18 protein-coding genes are annotated in these 22,064 nt (G+C 62.1%); 8 read left to right on the top strand and 10 right to left on the bottom strand.

The window, feature by feature from the left end; all coding sequences use genetic code 11:
* Window positions 1-3: 3 nt before the first annotated feature.
* The 8 genes from rseP to rpsB form a co-directional block, all read right to left on the bottom strand.
* Window positions 4-1,356, bottom strand: coding sequence for a sigma E protease regulator RseP (gene rseP / locus AC07T0_RS00750; RefSeq protein WP_494999403.1), 1,353 nt, complete (start codon window positions 1,354-1,356; stop codon window positions 4-6).
* Window positions 1,357-1,407: 51 nt separating this feature from the next.
* A complete protein-coding gene (gene ispC / locus AC07T0_RS00745) occupies window positions 1,408-2,598 on the bottom strand; it encodes a 1-deoxy-D-xylulose-5-phosphate reductoisomerase (protein ID WP_494999402.1) in 1,191 nt (396 codons plus the stop codon).
* Window positions 2,595-3,401 (bottom strand): phosphatidate cytidylyltransferase, encoded by an 807-nt coding sequence (locus AC07T0_RS00740; RefSeq protein WP_494999401.1) that lies wholly within the window; start codon window positions 3,399-3,401, stop codon window positions 2,595-2,597. Before AC07T0_RS00740 ends, ispC begins: the two co-directional genes overlap by 4 nt.
* Window positions 3,401-4,156, bottom strand: coding sequence for a polyprenyl diphosphate synthase (gene uppS, locus AC07T0_RS00735; RefSeq protein WP_494999400.1), 756 nt, complete (start codon window positions 4,154-4,156; stop codon window positions 3,401-3,403). Before uppS ends, AC07T0_RS00740 begins: the two co-directional genes overlap by 1 nt.
* Window positions 4,157-4,172: 16 nt before the next feature.
* Window positions 4,173-4,730: a ribosome recycling factor gene (frr, locus tag AC07T0_RS00730; RefSeq protein WP_248794633.1), complete on the bottom strand. Its 558-nt coding sequence runs from the start codon at window positions 4,728-4,730 to the stop codon at window positions 4,173-4,175.
* Window positions 4,727-5,470: a UMP kinase gene (pyrH, locus tag AC07T0_RS00725; RefSeq protein WP_003172271.1), complete on the bottom strand. Its 744-nt coding sequence runs from the start codon at window positions 5,468-5,470 to the stop codon at window positions 4,727-4,729. Before pyrH ends, frr begins: the two co-directional genes overlap by 4 nt.
* 203 nt (window positions 5,471-5,673) lie before the next feature.
* Complete coding sequence (gene tsf / locus AC07T0_RS00720; protein WP_494999399.1) at window positions 5,674-6,537, bottom strand: translation elongation factor Ts; 864 nt, start codon at window positions 6,535-6,537, stop codon at window positions 5,674-5,676.
* Window positions 6,538-6,726: 189 nt separating this feature from the next.
* On the bottom strand, window positions 6,727-7,467 hold the full coding sequence (gene rpsB, locus AC07T0_RS00715) for a 30S ribosomal protein S2 (protein WP_248794635.1): 741 nt from the start codon (window positions 7,465-7,467) through the stop codon (window positions 6,727-6,729).
* A 396-nt stretch (window positions 7,468-7,863) separates the two neighbouring features.
* Here rpsB and map point away from each other — a divergent pair, with 396 nt between their 5' ends.
* The 3 genes from map to dapC all read left to right on the top strand — a co-directional run bounded on the left by map (window position 7,864) and on the right by dapC (window position 12,763).
* Window positions 7,864-8,646, top strand: a complete 783-nt coding sequence (map, locus tag AC07T0_RS00710; protein WP_494999398.1) for a type I methionyl aminopeptidase — start codon at window positions 7,864-7,866, stop codon at window positions 8,644-8,646.
* A gap of 55 nt (window positions 8,647-8,701) precedes the next feature.
* Window positions 8,702-11,404: a [protein-PII] uridylyltransferase gene (locus AC07T0_RS00705; protein ID WP_494999397.1), complete on the top strand. Its 2,703-nt coding sequence runs from the start codon at window positions 8,702-8,704 to the stop codon at window positions 11,402-11,404.
* 159 nt (window positions 11,405-11,563) lie between these two features.
* Window positions 11,564-12,763: a succinyldiaminopimelate transaminase gene (dapC, locus tag AC07T0_RS00700; RefSeq protein ID WP_494999396.1), complete on the top strand. Its 1,200-nt coding sequence runs from the start codon at window positions 11,564-11,566 to the stop codon at window positions 12,761-12,763.
* Between the two features lie 133 nt (window positions 12,764-12,896).
* Here the strand turns inward: dapC and AC07T0_RS00695 are convergent, their stop codons facing one another.
* A complete protein-coding gene (locus AC07T0_RS00695) occupies window positions 12,897-14,558 on the bottom strand; it encodes a Na+/H+ antiporter (protein ID WP_494999395.1) in 1,662 nt (553 codons plus the stop codon).
* Window positions 14,559-14,826: 268 nt separating this feature from the next.
* On the opposite strand from AC07T0_RS00695, the gene AC07T0_RS00690 reads away from it, so the two are divergent.
* The 4 genes from AC07T0_RS00690 to AC07T0_RS00675 all read left to right on the top strand — a co-directional run bounded on the left by AC07T0_RS00690 (window position 14,827) and on the right by AC07T0_RS00675 (window position 18,084).
* Complete coding sequence (locus tag AC07T0_RS00690) at window positions 14,827-15,135, top strand: arsenate reductase (protein WP_494999394.1); 309 nt, start codon at window positions 14,827-14,829, stop codon at window positions 15,133-15,135.
* Between the two features lie 45 nt (window positions 15,136-15,180).
* Window positions 15,181-16,215: a 2,3,4,5-tetrahydropyridine-2,6-dicarboxylate N-succinyltransferase gene (gene dapD / locus AC07T0_RS00685; RefSeq protein WP_494999393.1), complete on the top strand. Its 1,035-nt coding sequence runs from the start codon at window positions 15,181-15,183 to the stop codon at window positions 16,213-16,215.
* Window positions 16,216-16,474: 259 nt separating this feature from the next.
* Window positions 16,475-17,680 (top strand): aminotransferase class V-fold PLP-dependent enzyme, encoded by a 1,206-nt coding sequence (locus tag AC07T0_RS00680; RefSeq protein ID WP_494999392.1) that lies wholly within the window; start codon window positions 16,475-16,477, stop codon window positions 17,678-17,680.
* Window positions 17,677-18,084 (top strand): SufE family protein, encoded by a 408-nt coding sequence (locus AC07T0_RS00675; RefSeq protein WP_494999391.1) that lies wholly within the window; start codon window positions 17,677-17,679, stop codon window positions 18,082-18,084. Before AC07T0_RS00680 ends, AC07T0_RS00675 begins: the two co-directional genes overlap by 4 nt.
* A 200-nt stretch (window positions 18,085-18,284) precedes the next feature.
* Here the strand turns inward: AC07T0_RS00675 and tcdA are convergent, their stop codons facing one another.
* The gene (gene tcdA / locus AC07T0_RS00670) at window positions 18,285-19,094 is read right to left on the bottom strand and encodes a tRNA cyclic N6-threonylcarbamoyladenosine(37) synthase TcdA (protein ID WP_494999390.1); all 810 of its coding nucleotides are present in this window, start codon (window positions 19,092-19,094) and stop codon (window positions 18,285-18,287) included.
* Between the two features lie 264 nt (window positions 19,095-19,358).
* Between tcdA and AC07T0_RS00665 the strand changes: the two genes are divergently transcribed.
* Window positions 19,359-21,950 carry a glycosyltransferase gene (locus AC07T0_RS00665; RefSeq protein WP_494999389.1) on the top strand — a complete coding sequence of 864 codons (2,592 nt, stop codon included), beginning with the start codon at window positions 19,359-19,361 and terminating at the stop codon, window positions 21,948-21,950.
* Window positions 21,951-22,064 lie beyond the last annotated feature (114 nt).

Here is a 22,064-nt window from a genome sequence, read left to right as displayed (position 1 = left end):
GCGTTACAGTCGACTCAGATCGTTGACCAAGGCAAGCAACATCACCCCGACCACCAAACTGATACCGATCTGAATCCCCCAACCTTGCACCCGATCCGACAAGGGACGACCACGCGCCCACTCGATCAGATAAAACAGCAAATGCCCCCCATCCAGTACCGGGATGGGCAACAAATTCAGAACCCCGAGGCTGATACTCAGATAAGCCAGGAAATTCAGGAAATCAGCGACGCCCGACTGGGCCGAAGCGCCCGCCACTTTAGCAATGGTTATCGGTCCACTCAAGTTTTTTACCGAGAGCTCACCGAACAACATTTTCTTCAGCGAGTCCAGGGTCAGAACACTCATGGTCCAAGTGCGCCGGGCACCCTCGCCAATCGCCGCCAGCGGACCGTAACTCACCTCGCGAACCATCTCCGGCGGCCAGTCCACGGCCTTGACCCCCGCCCCCAGATAACCGCTCGCCGCCTTGCCTTCGCCACGGCTGGCCAGGGTCAGCGGGACGTCGATTTGAGCACCATCACGCTCGATGTGCAGCACAATTTTGGTATCAGGACGTACACGGACCCAATCCACCACCTGCTGCCAGTCGTTCAGGGGCTGGTCATTCACCGCCAGCAGGCGGTCGCCAGTCTTGAGACCGGCAGCCTGGGCCGGGCCTTTCGGATCGAGTTCGGCCAGCACCGGCGCCAACGCCGGGCGCCATGGGCGAATCCCCAGGGCCTTGATCGGATCGGGCTCATCGGCGCCCTTCAACCAATGGTCCAGCGCCAGTTCGCGTGGCGAGTCGCTGGTCGAACCGGACTCACGGACCCGCAGTTGCAAGGTGCCGCTCTCTCCCAGGCGCCGCACCAACTGAAGATTGACCGCACCCCAACCGGTGGTCGGCTCGCCGTCGATGGCAACAATTTCCTGGCCGCTGCTCAGTCCGGCCTTCTCGGCCAGGCTGCCGCTCTCCACAGTGCCAATGACCGGACGCACCTGTTGGCTGCCGAGCATCGCCAAGCCCCAGAAAAACACGATGGCCAGGAGAAAGTTGGCAATCGGGCCGGCCGACACGATCGCGATACGCTGGCGCACCGACTTGCGATTGAAAGCCTGGTCGAGCAGATGCGGCGGAACTTCAGCCTCGCGCTCGTCGAGCATTTTCACGTAGCCGCCCAACGGAATGGCGGCGACCACGAACTCGGTGCCCTGGCGATCCTGCCAACGCAGCAGCGGCATGCCAAAGCCCACGGAAAAACGCAGGACCTTGACGCCGCAACGACGGGCCACCCAGAAGTGGCCGAATTCGTGGAAGGTCACCAGCACACCCAGGGCCACCAGGGTGCCGACTATCATATAGAGCGCGCTCATGTACTTTCTCCGCAATCCCAGGTGCCGACAGCCCCGAAGGCTACGCCAGATTCATCGCCCGTGGCGACTCAGCCACTGCTCGGCCAGCGCCCGGGCCTTGGCGTCCGCCGCGAATACCGCGTCGAGCTGGTTGACCGCGACCACCGGCTCCAGGTTCAAAACGTCCTCGATGATACCCGCGATCTCGAGGTAGCGGATGCGCCGTTCGAGAAATGCCGCCACCGCCACTTCATTCGCCGCATTCAACATCGCCGGCGCACTGCCTCCGGCCTCAGCCGCTTCGCGGGCCAGGCGCAGGCACGGAAAGCGCTGCTCGTCCGGTGCCTGGAAGTCCAGCCGCGCCACGGCAAACAGGTCCAGCGGCGTCGCGCCGGAGTCAATCCGCTCAGGCCAGGCCAGGGCGTTGGCGATTGGTGTGCGCATATCCGGGTTGCCCAACTGTGCCAGCACCGAACCGTCAACGTAATCGACCAACGAGTGAATCACACTCTGTGGGTGGATCACCACTTCGACCTGGGACGGCTTGGCGTCGAACAACCAGCACGCCTCGATCAGCTCCAGGCCTTTGTTCATCATACTCGCAGAGTCGACCGAGATCTTGCGCCCCATCGACCAGGTCGGATGGGCGCACGCCTGCTCGGGAGTGACATCGGCCAGTTCGGCCAACGGCGTTTGCCGGAACGGGCCACCCGAGGCGGTCAGCAGGATCCGCCGCACACCGACCGCCGCCAGGCCACGGGCGTGATCCTGGGGTAAACACTGGAAAATCGCATTGTGTTCACTGTCGATCGGCAGCAATACCGAACCGCTCTTGCGCACCGCCTGCATAAAGAGCGCGCCGCTCATCACCAGCGCCTCCTTGTTGGCCAGGAGGATCTTCTTGCCCGCCTCGACCGCCGCCAGCGTCGGACGCAAGCCCGCCGCGCCGACGATGGCCGCCATCACCGCATCGACCTCGGGATCGGCCGCGACCTGGCACAGGCCGGCCTCCCCCACCCGCACTTCGGTCGCCAGGCCGGCATCGCGCAGCTGCTCCTGCAGACCACGCGCCGCGGCCGCCTCGGGCACTACCGCATAACGCGGTCGATGCCGCACGCACAGGGCGAACAGCTCGGCCAAGCGGCTGAAACCGCTCAGGGCAAAGACCTGGTAACGCTGCGGGTGGCGAGCGATGACATCCAGGGTACTCAGGCCGATGGAACCGGTGGCACCCAGCACGGTAATTTGCTGTGGGCGGCTCACGATGCAGCGATCCAGAGCAGTACGGCGAAGGTCGGAATCGCCGCCGTCAGGCTATCGATTCGATCGAGGATGCCGCCATGCCCGGGCAACAGGTTGCTGCTGTCCTTGATCCCCGACTGGCGCTTGAACATGCTTTCGGTCAAGTCACCGACCACCGAGATCACCACGATCAGCGCCGCCCCCAGCAGACTGGCGATCATTTGCCCGGCACCCCAGCCGCGTACGACCCCGACCACCGCGGTAATCACCAGACTCAAGGCCAGGCCGCCGTAGACACCTTCCCAGCTCTTGCCCGGACTGACCGAAGGTGCCAGCTTGCGCTTGCCGAAGGCCTTGCCGGAAAAGTAGGCACCGATATCGGCACCCCAGACCAGGATCATCACCGCCATGATCAACCAGTTGCCCAACGGTTCCTGCTTGATCAGGATCAGGCCCTGCCAGGCCGGCAACAGGATCAGGAAGCCGATCACCAGTTTGCTGGCGGTCGTCGACCAGTGCGCGCTGGTGCGCGGGTAGGTCAGCACCAGGAAAGTCGCCAGGCCCCACCACAACACCGCCGCCCCGAGCACCCAGGGTGCCAGGTTGGGCAGGATGTACATAAAGAACAACAGCACCGCGACCAGCGCCGCATAGGCCACACGGGCCGGCTGCGCTTCAAACCCCGCCAGGCGTGCCCATTCCCAGGCGCCAAGGGTGACGACCAGGCCGATGAACAGCGCAAAGCCGGCGCCTTCGAGCAGGAAGAACCCACATAAGGCAATAGGCAGGAGAATGAGTGCCGTGATGATGCGTTGCTTGAGCATTAAACCCGGGCTCCTGCTTCGACCTGCTCGCTCGTTTTACCGAAACGACGCTGGCGGGAAGCAAAATCAGCCAGCGCGGTGCGCATGGCCTCGTGTTTGAAGTCCGGCCAGAACAGGTCGGAGAAATACAGCTCGGCATACGCCAGCTGCCACAGCAGGAAATTGCTGATGCGATGCTCGCCACCGGTCCGGATACACAGGTCCGGCAACGGCAGGTCGCCGGTGGCCAGACAGGTCTGCAACAGCTCCGGAGTAATATCGTCCGGACGCAAATGCCCAGCCTGCACTTCACGGGCCAGGCGCTGGGCCGCCTGGGCGATATCCCATTGCCCGCCATAGTTGGCGGCGATCTGCAGAATGAAACGATTGCTGCCGACCGTCGCCGCTTCCGCCTCGCGCATGGCGGCCTGCAACTCGGGGTGAAAGCGCGAGCGGTCGCCAATGATCCGCAGGCTGATATTGTTCTCGTTGAGACGCTTGGCCTCGCGGCGCAACGCCTTGAAGAACAGGTCCATCAAGGCACTGACTTCGTCGGCGGGGCGCTGCCAGTTCTCGCTGGAGAACGCGAACAGGGTCAATACCTCGACCCCAGCCTCGGCACACACTTCAATAACGGCGCGCACCGCGTCGACGCCAGCCTTGTGCCCGGCAACCCCGGGCAAAAAGCGTTTCTTCGCCCAGCGGTTATTGCCGTCCATGATGATTGCAACATGGCGCGGCACCGAGGACGGCACAGACTGCTTGGTCTTTTCCATGAAAACGTCCTGACCCTTATACGGCCATCAGGTCCGCTTCTTTTTGCTTCACGGCGACTTCGATTTCCGCCACGAACTTGTCGGTCAGTTTCTGGATATCGTCAGCCGCACGACGCTCTTCGTCTTCGCTGATTTCTTTTTCCTTGACCAGGTCCTTCAAGTCGCCCAGCACGTCGCGACGGATATTGCGCACGGCAACGCGAGCGTTTTCCGCTTCTTCACGGGCCTGCTTGGTGAAACCACGACGGGTTTCTTCGGTCAGCGCCGGCATGGAGATCAGCAGCAACTCGCCCAGGTTGGTCGGATTGAGGTTCAGACCGGCACTGCCGATCGCCTTGTCCACGGCACCGAGCATATTGCGCTCGAACGCCACGACCTGCAGGGTGCGCGCGTCCTTGACGGTGATGTTGGCGACCTGTTTGATCGGGGTGTCGGTGCCGTAGTAAGGCACCATCACACCTTCCAGGATGCTCGGGTGAGCCTGCCCGGTACGAATCCGGCCAAACGCATGGGCCAGGGATTCCAGGGACTTCTTCATGCGCTCTTGAGCGTCTTTCTTGATTTCGTTGATCATTGTTGGCCTTCCTCGATCAGGGTTCCTTCAGCGCCGCCATGCACGATGTTCAGCAGGGCGCCGGGCTTGTTCATGTTAAATACGCGCAGCGGCATCTTGTGATCGCGGCACAGGCAGATAGCAGTGAGATCCATGACCCCCAGCTTGCGATCCAGCACTTCATCGTAGGTCAGATGATCGAACTTCTCGGCATGCGGGTCTTTGAATGGGTCCGCGGTATAGACGCCATCGACCTTGGTCGCCTTGAGCACCACATCGGCGTCGATTTCAATTGCCCGCAGGCAAGCCGCCGAGTCCGTGGTAAAGAACGGATTACCGGTACCGGCCGCGAAGATCACCACTTCCTTGGCGTTGAGATGACGCATGGCCTTGCGGCGATCATAGTGATCGGTCACACCGACCATGGAAATAGCTGACATCACGATGGCCGAGATATTCGCACGTTCCAGCGCGTCGCGCATCGCCAGCGCGTTCATCACCGTGGCCAGCATGCCCATGTGGTCGCCGGTGACACGGTCCATCCCGGCGGCACTCAAGGCGGCGCCGCGGAACAGGTTGCCACCGCCGATCACCAGACCGACCTGAACGCCGATGCCAACCAGTTGGCCGACTTCCAGCGCCATGCGATCCAGGACTTTCGGGTCGATCCCGAACTCTTCCGAGCCCATCAGGGCCTCGCCGCTAAGTTTGAGTAGAATGCGTTTATAGCGAGCTTGATAGCCACTGCCCTGCTGAGCCATTGCGAATCTCTCCTGCGGCGTTTAAAAAATCTTGCGAGCTGTTTGCAGCCTGCGCTTACTCTAGCTTGGCGCTGCTACAGCGCCATCAGAACACATCTCTGTAAGACGGTTCCGAATGGAAAAAGAGAAAATCCCTCCTCCCATTTGAAAAGAGGCTGCGCGCGTAAGCGGGCAGCCTCTTGGGTCGACAGTTGAAAACCGTCTTACTGCTTGTTGGCAGCCAGTTGAGCAGCAACTTCTTCAGCGAAGTTGTCCACTGGCTTCTCGATACCATCACCTACTTTGAAGTAAGTGAAGGAAACGATTTCAGCGCCGGCTTTCTTGACCAGAGCACCCACGGTGACTTCTGGGTTCTTGACGAAAGCTTGCTCAACCAGGCTGGCTTCGGCCAGGAACTTGTTGATACGGCCGCCGACCATTTTTTCAACGATTTCAGCTGGCTTGCCTTTGATCTTGTCTTCGTTGAGGCTCAGGAAAACGCCTTTTTCGCGTTCGATGGCTTCAGCGGAAACCTGCGATGGCAGCAGGAATTCAGGGTTGGTCGCCGCAACGTGCATGGCAACGTCTTTGGCCAGGTCTTCGTTGCCGCCTTTGAGGGCCACAACCACACCGATCTTGTTACCGTGCAGGTAAGCGCCGACCACATCACCTTCGATACGAGCCAGGCGACGGATGTTGACGTTTTCGCCAACTTTGGCAACCAGTGCTTCACGCGCCGATTCCTGAGCGGCGATCAGCGGAGCTACGTCGGTCAGTTTGTCAGCGAAGGCTTTTTCAACGCTGGCAGCGACGAAGCCCTTGAAGTCGTCTTGCAGAGCCAGGAAGTCGGTCTGCGAGTTCACTTCCAGGATCACGGCAGCGGTGCCGTCGCCCTTGATTGCGATGGCGCCTTCAGCGGCAATGTTGCCGGCTTTCTTGGCGGCCTTGATGGCGCCCGAAGCGCGCATGTCATCAATGGCTTTTTCGATGTCGCCGTCAGCCTTGGTCAAGGCCTTCTTGCAGTCCATCATGCCTTCGCCGGTACGCTCGCGCAGTTCTTTGACCAACGCTGCAGTAATCTCTGCCATTTCAAAATTCCTCTTGGATAGGTTATCAACCATTCCACCCGATCGAACGGGCGTTCAATTCTTCCCGATCCCGTTGTAGCGGCTACACATTACAAAGGCTGTAGCGGCACCAGCAACCAACGGTTTTCGAGGTGGCAAAAAGGGGGCCAAGCCCCCTTTTTGCTTACTGAGTCAACGCCAGGGCGTCAATTACTCAGCTGCGGCGACCGGAGCTTCTTCAGCAGCGAACTCGACGGTGCCACCGTTGACATTGTTGCGACCGCGGATCACAGCGTCAGCCATCGAACCCATGTACAACTGGATGGCGCGAATGGCGTCATCGTTGCCTGGGATGATGTAGTCAACGCCTTCCGGGCTGCTGTTGGTATCGACTACGCCGATAACCGGGATGCCCAGCTTGTTGGCTTCAGTGATCGCGATGCGCTCGTGGTCAACGTCGATCACGAACAGTGCGTCAGGCAGACCGCCCATGTCCTTGATACCACCCAGGGAACGATCGAGCTTTTCCAGGTCGCGAGTGCGCATCAGCGCCTCTTTCTTGGTCAGCTTGGCGAAAGTACCGTCTTCGGCTTGGATTTCAAGGTCACGCAGACGCTTGATCGAAGCACGGATGGTTTTGAAGTTGGTCAGCATGCCGCCCAACCAGCGGTGATCGACGTACGGCGAACCGCAACGTGCTGCTTCTTCAGCAACGATCTTGCCAGCGGAACGCTTGGTGCCGACGAACAGAATCTTGTTTTTGCCCTGGGCCAGACGCTCTACGAAAGTCAGAGCTTCGTTGAACATTGGCAGGGTTTTTTCAAGGTTGATGATGTGGATCTTGTTACGTGCGCCGAAAATGTACTTACCCATTTTCGGGTTCCAGTAACGGGTCTGGTGACCGAAGTGCACACCGGCCTTCAGCATATCGCGCATGTTGACTTGGGACATGATAGTTCCTTGATAAGTCGGGTTTGGCCTCCACGTATCCCAATGACCAACCCGCAGCTTTAGCTGAGGCACCCAGGTCATCGTGTCGACACGTGTGTGGATTTAAGCTTCACGGGGCTATCCCCGGAAAGCGGCGCATTTTATACCACAGCAACGACAAAAACGGAACCCGCATTCGCATTTCCTGCCCCGGGCTTTTGCGCCCGCCCAGGATTCAGGCCAGAATGACCCCAGCTTGATAGAGAGAAGCGATGGCCGGATGCTCATGGTTCACCCCGTCCGTCTGGTAGAATCGCGCTTTATAAGGGTAGCGACCCCCCGGGCCAGCCATCATGGCCCCGGCGTTTACACCCCATTCCGTGTTTATCCGCGCCCGGCGCGTAGAAGAGAGCCTGTATGACCGTCACCCTCAAAACCCCCGAGGACATCGCAAAAATGCGTGTCGCTGGCCGCCTGGCTGCCGATGTACTGGAAATGATCGGTGAATACGTCAAGCCCGGCGTCACCACCGAGGAACTCGACCGTATCTGCCACGACTACATCGTCAATGTGCAGCAGGCCATTCCCGCCCCGCTCAACTACAAGGGTTTCCCGAAGTCGATCTGCACCTCGGTCAACCACGTGGTCTGCCACGGCATTCCCGGCGACAAGGCACTCAAGGATGGCGACACGCTGAACATCGACGTCACCGTGATCAAGGACGGTTACCACGGCGACACCAGCAAGATGTTCCACGTCGGTGCGGTGCCGGTCTGGGCCGAACGGCTGTCGCAGATCACCCAGGAATGCATGTACAAGGCCATCGAGATCGTCAAACCCGGCTGCCGCCTGGGCGACATCGGCGAAATCATCCAGAAGCACGCGGAAAAGAACGGTTTCTCGGTGGTGCGTGAGTTCTGTGGCCACGGCATCGGCAAGGTGTTCCACGAAGAGCCGCAGATCCTGCACTACGGCCGCGCCGGCACCGGCATGGAACTCAAGGCCGGCATGACCTTCACCATCGAGCCGATGATCAACCAGGGCAAGGCCGACACCAAGGTGCTGGGCGACGGCTGGACCGCGATCACCAAGGACCGCAAGCTGTCGGCCCAGTGGGAGCACACCCTGCTGGTCACCGACAGCGGCTATGAGATCTTCACCCTGCGTAGCGATGAGACCATCCCGCGCGTCTCGGCCTGATCGCTCGCCAGCCGCTTTATATAGAACGCCTATAGAACCCAAGGAAAGCCAATCGATGCCGCAGGTGGACCCCGAACTCTTCGACCGCGGCCAGTTCCAGGCGGAACTGGCACTGAAGGCCAGCCCCATCGCTGCCTTCAAGAAGGCCATCCGCCATGCCCACGAGGTGCTCGACGAACGCTTTCGTATCGGGCGCGATATCCGCCGGCTGATCGAAGACCGCGCCTGGTTCGTCGATAACATCCTGCAACAGGCCTGGGACCAGTTCTGTTGGAGCGAAGACGCCGACATCGCCCTGGTGGCGGTCGGCGGCTACGGTCGTGGCGAACTGCACCCCTACTCGGACATCGATCTGCTGATCCTGCTCGACGACGCCGACCACGAGATCTTTCGCGACTCCATCGAGCGTTTCCTGACCTTGCTCTGGGACATCGGCCTGGAAGTCGGCCAGAGCGTGCGCTCGATTGACGAATGCGCCGAGGAAGCCCGAGCCGACCTGACGGTCATCACCAACCTGATGGAAAGCCGCACCGTCGCCGGCCCCGAGCGCCTGCGCCAGCGCATGCTCGACGTCACCAGCACGGCACACATGTGGCCGAGCAAGGACTTCTTCCTGGCCAAGCGCGCCGAACAGAAGGCCCGCCACCACAAGTACAACGACACCGAATACAACCTGGAACCCAACGTCAAGGGCTCGCCCGGCGGCCTGCGGGATATCCAGACGATCCTCTGGGTCGCCCGCCGCCAGTACGGCACCCTGAACCTGCGAGCCCTGGCCGGCGAAGGTTTCCTGGTGGAAAGCGAAAACGCCGTGCTGGCCTCGTCCCAGGAGTTCCTCTGGAAAGTCCGCTACGCCCTGCACATGCTCGCCGGTCGCGCCGAGGACCGCCTGCTGTTCGACCACCAGCGCAGCATCGCCGGGCTGCTGGGCTTCAAGGGTGACGATGCGAAACAGGCCATCGAAAACTTCATGCAGCAGTACTACCGGGTGGTCATGAGCATTGCCCAGCTCAGCGACCTGATCATCCAGCACTTCGAGGAAATCATCCTCGCCCCGGAAGACGAAACGCCGCCGCAGCCGTTGAACTCGCGCTTCCAGTTGCACGACGGCTACATCGAGGCGTGCAACCCGAACGTCTTCCGCCGCACGCCGTTCGCCATGCTGGAAATCTTCGTGCTGATGGCCCAGCAGCCGGAAATCAAGGGGGTGCGCGCCGACACCATCCGTCTGCTGCGGGAAAACCGCCACCTGATCGACGACGACTTCCGCAACGATATCCGCAACACCAGCCTGTTTATCGAGCTGTTCAAGTGCAAGATCGGCATCCACCGCAACCTGCGCCGGATGAACCGCTACGGCCTCCTCGGGCGCTACCTGCCGGAGTTCGGCGATATCGTCGGGCAGATGCAACACGACCTGTTCCATATCTATACGGTCGACGCACACACCCTGAACCTGATCAAGCACCTGCGCAAACTGCAGTACACCCAGGTCTCGGAGAAATTCCCGCTGGCCGCCAAGCTCATGGCCAAGCTGCCCAAGCCCGAGCTGATCTACATGGCCGGGCTCTACCACGATATCGGCAAGGGCCGGCACGGCGACCATTCGGAACTCGGCGCTGTGGATGCCGCGGCCTTCTGCGCGCGTCACCAACTGCCGCAGTGGGACAGCCGCCTGATCGTCTGGCTGGTGCAGAACCACCTGATGATGTCCACCACCGCCCAGCGCAAGGACCTCTCCGACCCGCAGGTCATCCATGACTTCGCGCAGATCGTCGGCGACCACGTCTACCTGGACTACCTTTATGTCCTGACCGTCGCCGACATCAACGCGACCAACCCGAGCCTGTGGAACTCCTGGCGCGCCAGCCTGTTGCGCCAGCTCTACACCGAGACCAAGCGCGCCCTGCGCCGCGGTCTGGAAAACCCGGTGGACCGCGAAGAGCAGATTCGCCAGACCCAGAGCGCCGCCCTGGATATCCTGGTGCGTGCCGGCACCGACCCGGACGATGTCGAACAGCTCTGGTCGCAACTGGGCGATGACTACTTCCTGCGTCACACCGCCGGCGATGTCGCCTGGCACAGCGACGCGATCCTGCAGCAGCCGGCCGATGGCGGCCCGCTGGTACTGATCAAGGAAACCACCCAGCGCGAATTCGAAGGCGGCACGCAGATCTTTATCTACGCCCCGGACCAGCACGACTTCTTCGCCGTGACCGTGGCCGCGATGGACCAGCTCAATCTGAACATCCATGACGCCCGGGTCATCACCTCCAGCAGCCAATTCACCCTCGATACCTACATCGTGCTGGACAACGACGGCGGCTCCATCGGCGACAACCCGAAGCGCATCAAGCAGATCCGCGACGGCCTGACCGAGGCCCTGCGCAACCCGGACGACTACCCAACCATTATCCAGCGCCGGGTCCCGCGCCAGCTCAAGCACTTCGCCTTTGCGCCCCAGGTCACCATCCACAACGACGCCCAGCGCCCGGTCACGGTGCTGGAGCTGAGTGCGCCGGACCGCCCCGGGCTGCTGGCGCGGATCGGCAAGATCTTCCTGGAGTTCGACCTGTCGCTGCAGAACGCCAAGATCGCCACCCTCGGCGAGCGGGTCGAAGACGTGTTCTTCATCACCGACGCCGACAACCAACCGCTGTCCGACCCGCAGCTGTGCAGCCGATTGCAGGACGCCATCGTCGAACAACTGAGCGTCAACGCCGAACCGCCCCCTGAAACGATGCGCCTGAGTATCTGAATAAATGCTTTCCTGTGGGAGCGGGCTTGCCCGCGATGCGTCAGTCCAAACACATCGCCGGCGACTGACACACCGTCATCGCCGGCAAGCCCGCTGCCACACTTGATCTGCCGCGCCCGGCAGGCCGCATGCCTACAACTGAATTGAACGAGACTGTCCATGAACAACGCCCTGAACCAGTTGCAGCCCTACCCGTTCGAGAAACTCCGCGCCCTGCTTGGCAGCGTGACGCCGAACGCGGACAAGCGGCCGATCGCCCTGTCCATCGGCGAACCGAAGCACCGCTCGCCAGCATTTGTCGCCGAGGCCCTGAGCGCCAACCTGGAACAGATGGCCGTGTACCCGACCACCCTCGGGGTGCCGGCCCTGCGTGAAGCCATCGCCGGCTGGTGCGAGCGGCGTTTCGGCGTGCCGAGCGGCTGGATCGACCCGGCGCGCAACGTGCTGCCGGTCAACGGCACCCGCGAGGCACTGTTCGCCTTTACCCAGACCGTGGTCAACCGTGGCGACGACGCCCTGGTGGTCAGCCCCAACCCGTTCTATCAGATCTACGAAGGCGCGGCGTTCCTCGCCGGGGCCAAGCCGCACTATCTGCCCTGCCTGGACGAGAACGGCTTCAACCCGGACTTCGAGGCCGTGCCGACGGAGATCTGGCAGCGTTGCCAGATCCTCTTCCTGTGCTCGCCAGGCAACCCGACCGGTGCGCTGATTCCGCTGGAGACCTTGAAAAAGCTGATCGCTCTGGCCGACGAGCACGACTTCGTGATCGCCGCCGATGAGTGCTACAGCGAGCTCTACTTCGATGAGCAGACCCCGCCGCCGGGCCTGCTCAGCGCCTGCGTGGCGCTGGGCCGCAAGGACTTCAAGCGTTGCGTGGTGTTCCACAGCCTGTCCAAGCGCTCCAACCTGCCGGGGCTGCGTTCGGGTTTTGTCGCCGGTGACGCGGATATTCTCAAAGCCTTCCTGCTGTATCGCACCTACCACGGCTGCGCGATGCCGGTGCAAACGCAACTGGCCAGCGTGGCGGCCTGGAACGACGAAGTGCATGTGCGGGCCAATCGTGCGCTGTACCGGGAGAAGTTTGATGCGGTGCTGGAGATCCTGGCGCCGGTGCTGGATGTGCGGCGGCCGGATGGCAGCTTCTACCTGTGGCCGAATGTGCAGGGCGATGATGCGGCGTTCTGCCGCGATCTGTTTGCCGAGGAGCATGTGACCGTGGTGCCGGGCTCCTATCTGTCCCGCGAAGTCGACGGCGTCAATCCGGGGGCTGGTCGCGTGCGCATGGCCCTGGTTGCGCCACTGGCCGAATGCGTCGAAGCCGCCGAGCGGATTCGCGCGTTCATCCAGCGCCGCAAATAACCTGTAGCAGCAGGCTTGCCGGCGATGAAGCCGTTGGGCCCTTGTGGGAGCGGAGCTTGCCCGCGAAGAGGCCCGCGATGCCGCTAAGGACATCCCGACAAGCTCCGCTCCCACGGCACCGTGACACCCCGGGCTATTTCACCGAGCCGAGGTTCGCCTCGCTCAGATCCAGCTCCGCCAGCACCTCGCGCAACACATCGTCGCCGATCTGATGCTGGCGACTGAGCCGGTACAACTCCAGGCGCTGCGCCCGCAGTGCCCTCAGCCGCAAGCGGCGGTCCAACTGGTCCATCTGGAATGCCAACGCCTGAGCTTCGGCGGAGTCGTTGAACACCTCCAACTGATGCCGGTATTCGGCCATCAACTGCGCTTTCAACTCGGTCGCCAACGCTGCCTGGGTCGCATCCTGAGTAGCGTCCTGAGTCATGTCCTGCGGCGCAGCCAGTTCCTCGGTCTCCAGCGCATGGATCGCCGCTTCGGCGGTTTTCTTCCAGGCTTCGCGCACTTCGCCGCGATGTTTGTCATCCTGACTCTTCGGCAAGTCGCGCAACAGCAGCGGCAAGGCAATGCTGGCGGCCGCCAAAGACAACAGAATCACCCCCGCGGCAATGAAAATCAGCAAATCACGCTCGGGAAAATCCACCCCAGGCGCAATCAGCAGCGGCACCGACATCACGCCCGCCAGCGTCACCGCCCCGCGCACGCCGCCCACCGTCAGCAACCAGCAGGAACGCCCCTTGGCCATGCCCGACAATGGGCTTTTGCCACGCCAGCCCCGCAGCAGCTCGGACAAACGCCAAATGCTGTGCACCCAGATAAACCGCAACGCCACCAGCGCCAGAAAGATCGCCAGCACCTCCAGGCAGCGATAGAGCAAGGTCGGCCACAACGAAGGCTGATGACTGACGACCGCCTTGACGATGTCCGGCAACTGCAAGCCCAGCAGCAGGAAGATCAGCCCGTTGAAGGCGAACTCCAGCAGCGACCAGACACTGCGGTTGAGCAACCGCGTGCTGGTCTGGCGCGGCAGCAGGTCGAGCCAGCTCTGCATCATCCCCGCCGCCACCGCCGACAGAATCCCCGAGACCTCGAGACGCTCGGCCAACACATAGGCGGCGAACGGCAACAGCAACATGAACACCACGTGGGTCGCCGGATCGTCCCAACCGCGAGCGATCATCCAGACCCGAAAGCGCCCCACCAGCCAGCTCAGCGCCACGCCGACGGCCAAGCCACCGACCGCCACCAGAACAAAGGTCAGGCTCGCATTGGCCAGGGAAAAGGCACCGGTCACGGCCGCCGCCAGGGCGAACTTGAAGGTCACCAGGCCCGACGCATCGTTCATCAGCGCCTCGCCCTGGAGCATATGCATCAGCGGTGTCGGTAGACGGTTTTGGGCAATGGCGGACACCGCCACCGCGTCGGTCGGCGACAACACCGCCGCCAAGGCGAACGCCACGGGCAAGGGGATGGCCGGCAGCAGCCAGTGAATGAAATAGCCAGCGCCGACCACCGTGAACAACACCAGCCCCACGGCCAGGGTCAGGATCGGCCCGCGCAGGCGCCACAACTCGCGCTTGGGCATGCGCCAACCGTCAGAAAACAGCAACGGCGGCAGAAACAGGAACAGAAACAGCTCCGGGTCCAGCGCCACATGCAGACCCAGGGTCGGCCAGGCCAGCAAGGCCCCCGCGGCAATCTGCACCAAGGGCAGCGGCAGCGGAATCACCCGCCAGAGCAAACGCGAGACGCCGACCAGCATCAGCAAAATCAGGACGGTGTAGGCCGTCTGCATAAAAAGCATTCCCAATCGTTTAAAACAGATCGCTGGCAACAGCTTGCCGTCGAAGTGCCATATTAGCCGCTTAAGCTGCCACCCGGACGCTGCACCAAAGTCGCAGTCGGCAGGGGAAGATGTAACCGCACACGACTAAGACGCCTAAGCGGCCCGGTCATGGCATAATCTTCAACCTTTCATCCCTCGCATCTCCAAAGGGGAGGCAATTGCTGTGACTGCTCCGAGCAAAACGTTGCACCTTTTCGGAATCAAGGCGTGCGACACCATGAAAAAGGCCCGTACCTGGCTCGACGAGCAAGCCGTGCCCTACACGTTCCATGACTACAAGACCGCCGGTATCGACCGCGAACACCTGACCCAGTGGTGCAACGAGCACGGCTGGCAAGTGGTGCTGAACCGCGCCGGAACCACCTTTCGCAAACTCGACGACGAACGTAAAGCCGATCTCGACCAGGCGAAAGCGATTGAACTGATGCTGGCACAACCCTCGATGATCAAGCGCCCGGTGCTTGATCTCGGTGACCGAACCCTGATTGGCTTCAAGCCAGATAGCTATGCGGCGGCCCTCAACTGAGCCAGAGCGCTCAAGGCCCCCACTCATTTTGCAAGAGGTAACTGCATGTCCACTACTCCGTTCAGCCTGGGCTTCGGCGTTGGCACCCAGAATCGTCAAGGTGCCTGGCTGGAAGTTTTCTACGCCCAACCCCTGCTTCAGCCTTCGGCCGAGCTGGTCGCCGCCATCGCGCCGATCCTCGGTTACACCGGCGGCAACCAGGCGATCACCTTCAGCACCGCCCAGGCCTCGCAACTGGCCGAGGCCCTGAAAAGTGTCGACGCCGCCCAGGCTGCCCTGCTGACCCGTCTGGCCGAAAGCCACAAGCCGTTGGTCGCGACCCTGCTGGCTGAAGATGCCCAGCTGACTTCCACCCCCGAGGCCTACCTCAAGCTGCACCTGCTCTCCCACCGCCTGGTCAAGCCCCACGGCCTGAGCCTGGCGGGCGTGTTCCCGCTGCTGCCGAACGTGGCCTGGACCAGCCAGGGCGCCATCGACCTGTCGGAACTGGCCGCGCATCAACTGGAAGCGCGCCTGCGTGGCGAGCTGCTGGAAGTGTTCTCGGTGGACAAGTTCCCGAAAATGACCGACTACGTGGTCCCGAGCGGCGTGCGTATCGCTGACAGCGCGCGGATCCGCCTGGGCGCCTACATCGGCGAAGGCACCACCGTGATGCACGAAGGCTTCGTCAACTTCAACGCTGGCACCGAAGGCCCGGGCATGATCGAAGGCCGCGTTTCGGCGGGTGTCTTTGTCGGCAAGGGTTCGGACCTGGGCGGCGGTTGCTCGACCATGGGCACCCTGTCCGGTGGCGGCAATATCGTCATCAAGGTCGGCGAAGGTTGCCTGATCGGTGCCAACGCCGGTATCGGCATTCCGTTGGGCGACCGCAATACCGTGGAATCGGGCCTGTACGTGACTGCCGGGACCAAGGTCGCGCTGCTCGACGAAAACAACCAGTTGGTCAAGGTGCTCAAGGCCCGCGACCTGGCCGGCCTGCCGGACCTGCTGTTCCGTCGCAACTCGGAAACCGGTGCGGTGGAATGCAAGAGCCATAAGTCGGCCATTGCACTGAACGAAGCCCTGCACGCGCATAACTAAGCAGGATTGCTGTAGGCCGTGCGACAGGATCAATTGTAGGAGCCGGCTTGCTGGCGATGGCGTCTGTAAGGCCGCCTTCGCGGGCAAGCTCCGCTCCCACAAGAGATTTGTGCCATGCACAAAGATTGTGCCCGGCGCCGAACTGTGGGAGCGGAGCTTGCCCGCGAAGAGGCCCTCAAGGTCGCAAAAGAACTTCGCGAACCAGACCGATACCTACAGGTTTTGCGTACCCCGCCCATGCTAACCAGGGCCGAACACCATGTTGATACCTTCCCCCTGGCGCGCCGATTTCCCGGCCATCGCCGCCCTGCAACGGCAAGACCAGGTCTACCTGGACAGCGCCGCCACCACCCAGAAGCCCCAGGCATTGATCGATGCCCTGGCGCACTATTACAGCAACGGTGCGGCCAATGTGCACCGTGCCCAACACCTGCCCGGCGCCCACGCCACCCAGGCCTTCGAGGACAGTCGGAGCAAGACGGGCCAGTGGCTCAACGTCGGCAATAGCGGACAGATCGTCTTCACCCACGGCGCCACCTCGGCGCTGAATCTCCTGGCCTACGGCCTGGAAGCGCTTTTCCAACCCGGCGACGAGATCGTTATCAGCGCCCTGGAGCATCACGCCAATCTGCTGCCCTGGCAGCAACTGGCCCAGCGCCGGGGACTGCGACTGGTGGTCCTGCCGATCAGCGACAGCGGCCTGATCGACCTGGAGGCCGCCCGCCCGTTGATCGGCCCGCGGACCCGTCTGCTGGCGGTCAGCCAGTTGTCCAATGTGCTCGGCGCCTGGCAACCGTTGGCGCCGTTGCTGGCACTGGCCCGCTCGTTCAACGCGCTGAGCGTGGTCGACGGCGCCCAGGGCGTGGTCCACGGTCGTCACGACGTCCAGGCACTGGGCTGCGATTTTTATGTATTTTCCAGTCACAAGCTCTACGGCCCGGATGGCGTCGGCGTGCTCTATGGCCGACACGAAGCCCTGAGCCAGCTGCGCCACTGGCAATTCGGCGGCGAGATGGTGCTGGACGCGGACTATCAACAGGCCAGCTTCCGCCCTGCCCCATTGGGCTTCGAAGCCGGAACACCAGCGATTGCCAGCGTCATCGGCCTCGGCGCGACCCTCGACTATTTGGCCGGCCTCGACCAGACGGCCGTCTCGGCCCATGAAGCGGCGCTGCATGCCCACCTGTTGCAAGGTTTGAAAGTTCGCAAGGGCATCCGTCTGCTGGGCGAGCCGCAGTTGGCGCTGGCCAGTTTCGTCGTCGACGGTGTGCACAACGCCGATCTGGCGCACCTGCTGACCGAACAGGGGATTGCCGTGCGCGCCGGACATCATTGCGCGATGCCACTGATGAAACAGCTTGGGCTGGCGGGCGCGATCCGCGTATCGCTGGGGTTGTACAACGACTCGGAAGATCTGGAGCGTTTTTTCGAGGCGCTGGATCAGGCGCTGGAGTTGTTGCGATGAGCTTGCCCGATGAGGCGCTGCTGGTGCTGGAAAACTTCCGGCATCTGGCGGGCTGGGAACAACGGGCGCGTCTGCTGATGCAATGGGGCGAGCGCTTGCCGCCCTTGAGCGACGCCGACAAGACCGAGGCCAACCGCGTGCACGGTTGCGAAAGCCAGGTGTGGTTGACCGGGCACTTGCAAGACGGTCAGTGGCAGTTTGCCGCGAGCAGCGATGCGCGAATGATTCGCGGGCTGGTAGCGCTGTTGCTGGTGCGGGTCAATGGTCTGAGCGCCGGCGAGTTGCAGCAGGTCGACCTGCCGGACTGGTTCAACCAGCTTGGCCTGTCCCGGCAATTGTCGCCGTCGCGCAGCAACGGCCTGAATGCCGTGCTGCAGCGGATGCGTGAATTAACCCAATCCTGAAAACCCCACAAACCTGTAGGAGCAAGCTTGCTCGCGATCGGGCGCGTAGCGGCCGCAATTCGCTTGACTCGGCGTGTCAGAAAAACTGCGTTCTGAGGTTTTACGACTGCTGCGCAGCCGATCGCGAGCAAGCTTGCGCCTACACAGTACGACGTCGCCCATCAGTTCCGGGAACGACACAAATACCCAGACGACCTTCCTTATTGCGGCTTGAGCCGATCCGCCGGACGGCGCATACCGGCGACGATCTTGTCCACCGCCTTGGTCGCCGCGACCATGCCGAAGGTCGCCGTGACCATCATCACCGCGCCGAAACCACCGGCGCAGTCCAGTTTCACCCCATCGCCGACAAAACTCTTCTGCAGGCAGATGCTGCCATCCGGCTTGGGATAACGCAGTTGCTCGGTGGAAAACACACACGGCACGCTGTAATGGCGGGTCACCGTGCGGGAAAAACCGTAGTCACGACGCAGGGTCGAACGCACTTTCGAGGCCAGGGGATCATTGAAGGTACGGTTCAGATCGCACACCTGGATCAACGTCGGATCGATCTGCCCACCGGCACCGCCCGTGGTGATGATCTGGATCTTGCGCCGCTTGCACCAGGCGATCAGCGCCGCCTTGGCATTGACGCTGTCGATGCAGTCGATCACGCAGTCGATATCCGGGGTGATGTATTCGGCCATGGTCTCGCGGGTGACGAAATCGGTCACCGCGTGAACTCGACAGTCCGGGTTGATGCCCTTCAGGCGCTCGGCCATCACCTCGACCTTGGCCCGACCCACGGTGCTGTCCAGGGCATGCAACTGACGGTTGCTGTTGCTGACGCAGACATCATCCAGGTCGAACAGCGAGATCTCGCCGACACCGCAACGGGCAATGGCTTCGGCCGCCCAGGAACCGACACCGCCGACGCCGACGATCGCCACATGGGCGGCCTTCAGCCGTTCCAGGCCTTCAATGCCATACAACCGGGCGACGCCGGCAAACCGCGGATCTTCTGCACTCATGACCATTACCCCAAAAACCGGCGCGCATTATAGGGCCGGGCGCGGGCCGAGGGCAGCTTTAGCCTATGAATGGCTGCCGACGAGCGTTAAATCACAACGCTTTGACGAGAATAGAGCTACAAAGAATCCGGAAAGAACTTAAGTCATGCGTTATTGCCCAATGTCCGCGCACACTCCACGGTACTGTACGGTCGACGGATAGCAAGTGTAGGATGCGCGCCGCTCTGTTCCCTGTTCTAGCCCTTTTCGGAACCCGAAATACCTATGTCATCGCGTAAATTTGGACTCAACCTGGTCGTGGTGCTGGCAATTGCCGCACTATTCACCGGTTTCTGGGCGCTGATCAACCGCCCGGTTTCGGCGCCTGACTGGCCCGAGCAGATCGCCGGCTTCTCCTACTCGCCTTTCCAGCAGGGACAATTCCCACAGAAAGAGCAGTATCCGACCGACGATGATATGCGTCGCGACCTGGAGATCATGAGTAAGCTGACGGATAACATCCGTATCTACTCGGTCGACGGCACCCTCCAGGATATTCCCAAGCTCGCCGAAGAGTTCGGCCTGCGGGTCACCCTGGGGATCTGGATCAGCCCGGACCAGGAACGCAACGAGCGCGAAATCACCCGCGCCATTGAACTGGCCAACACCAGCCGCAGTGTCGTGCGCGTGGTGGTCGGTAACGAGGCGATCTTCCGCAAGGAAATCACCGCCAAGGAACTGGCCGTGCTGCTCGACCGCGTGCGCGCCGCCGTCAAGGTGCCGGTGACCACCTCGGAACAGTGGCATATCTGGGAACGCAACCCGGAACTGGTCAAGCACGTCGACCTGATCGCCGCGCACATCCTGCCCTATTGGGAATCTATCCCGATGGACAAGGCCGGCCAGTACGTGCTGGACCGCGCCCGCGAACTCAAGCGCATGTTCCCGAAAAAACCCCTGCTGCTCTCGGAAGTCGGCTGGCCGAGCAATGGCCGCATGCGGGGCGGTGCCGATGCAACCCAGGCCGACCAGGCCATTTACCTGCGCACCCTGGTCAACAAGCTTAACCGCCAGGGCTTCAACTACTTCGTGATCGAAGCCTTCGACCAGCCGTGGAAAGCCAGCGACGAGGGTTCCGTGGGCGCCTACTGGGGCGTGTTCAACGCCGCGCGCCAGCAGAAGTTCAACTTCGAAGGCCCGGTGGTGGCAATCCCGCAATGGCGCGTACTGGCCATCGGTTCGGTGGTCCTGGCGCTGCTCTCGCTGACCCTGCTGATGATCGACGGCTCGGCCCTGCGCCAGCGCGGGCGGACCTTCCTGACCTTTACCGCGTTCCTCTGCGGTTCGGTGCTGGTGTGGATCGGCTACGACTACAGCCAGCAATACAGCACCTGGTTCAGCCTGACGGTGGGTTTCCTGCTGGCCATCGGTGCCTTGGGCGTGTTTATCGTCCTGCTGACCGAGGCCCACGAACTGGCCGAGGCGGTCTGGACCCACAAGCGCCGGCGTGAATTCCTGCCGGTGGAAGGCGACTCGGACTACCGGCCGAAGGTCTCGATCCACGTGCCGTGCTACAACGAGCCGCCAGAGATGGTCAAACAGACCCTCGACGCCCTCGCGGCCCTCGATTACCCGGACTACGAAGTCCTGATCATCGACAACAACACCAAGGACCCGGCGGTCTGGGAACCGGTGCAGGCCTACTGCGAAACCCTCGGTCCGCGCTTCCGCTTCTTCCACGTCGCGCCACTGGCCGGTTTCAAGGGCGGGGCACTGAACTACCTGATCCCGCACACCGCCAAGGACGCCGAAGTCATCGCGGTGATCGACTCGGACTACTGCGTCGATCGCAACTGGCTCAAGCACATGGTGCCGCACTTCGCCGATCCGAAGATCGCCATCGTGCAGTCGCCACAGGACTACCGCGACCAGAACGAAAGCACCTTCAAGAAGCTCTGCTACTCGGAATACAAGGGTTTCTTCCATATCGGCATGGTCACCCGCAACGACCGCGACGCGATCATCCAGCACGGCACCATGACCATGACCCGGCGTTCGGTCCTGGAAGAACTGGGCTGGGCCGACTGGTGCATCTGCGAAGACGCCGAACTGGGCCTGCGGGTCTTCGAAAAAGGTCTGTCGGCGGCTTATCACCACAACAGTTACGGCAAGGGCCTGATGCCCGATACCTTTATCGACTTCAAGAAACAGCGTTTCCGCTGGGCCTACGGCGCGATCCAGATCATCAAGCGGCACACCGCCAGCCTGCTGCGCGGCAAGGACACCGAACTGACCCGTGGTCAGCGCTATCACTTCCTCGCGGGCTGGCTGCCGTGGGTCGCCGATGGCATGAACATCTTCTTCACCGTTGGTGCCCTGCTCTGGTCGGCGGCGATGATCATCGTGCCGCAACGGGTCGATCCGCCGCTGTTGATCTTCGCAATCCCGCCCTTGGCGCTGTTCGTGTTCAAGGTCGGCAAGATCCTGTTCCTCTACCGTCGCGCGGTCGGGGTGAACATGAAGGATGCCTTCGCCGCGGCACTGGCTGGGCTGGCCTTGTCCCACACCATCGCCAAGGCGGTGCTGTACGGTTTCTTCACCAGCAGCATCCCGTTCTTCCGCACACCGAAAAACGCCGACAACCACGGCTTCTGGGTGGCGATTTCGGAGGCCCGGGAAGAGATGTTCATCATGCTGCTGTTGTGGGCCGCGGCGCTGGGGATCTTCCTGGTGCAGGGCTTGCCGAGCAACGACATGCGCTTCTGGGTGGTGATGTTGCTGGTACAGTCGCTGCCGTACCTGGCGGCGCTGATCATGGCCTTCGTCTCGTCGCTGCCGAAACCGGCCGGCGAGCCGGAGCCGGCCGCAGTCGCATAAACGCGATGTACAACACGAAACGGCGGCCTGCGGGCCGCCGTTTTGCTTTAAGATATCTCCCCTTTGCGCGCCCCTACCCGTGTAGGAGCCGGCTTGCCGGCGATCCAGGCGACG

The organism is Pseudomonas sp. GW821-FHT04D07 (assembly GCF_059420225.1).
The sequence above is the reverse complement of the archived record's forward strand: the minus strand, read 5'-3'. Positions and strand labels throughout refer to the sequence as shown.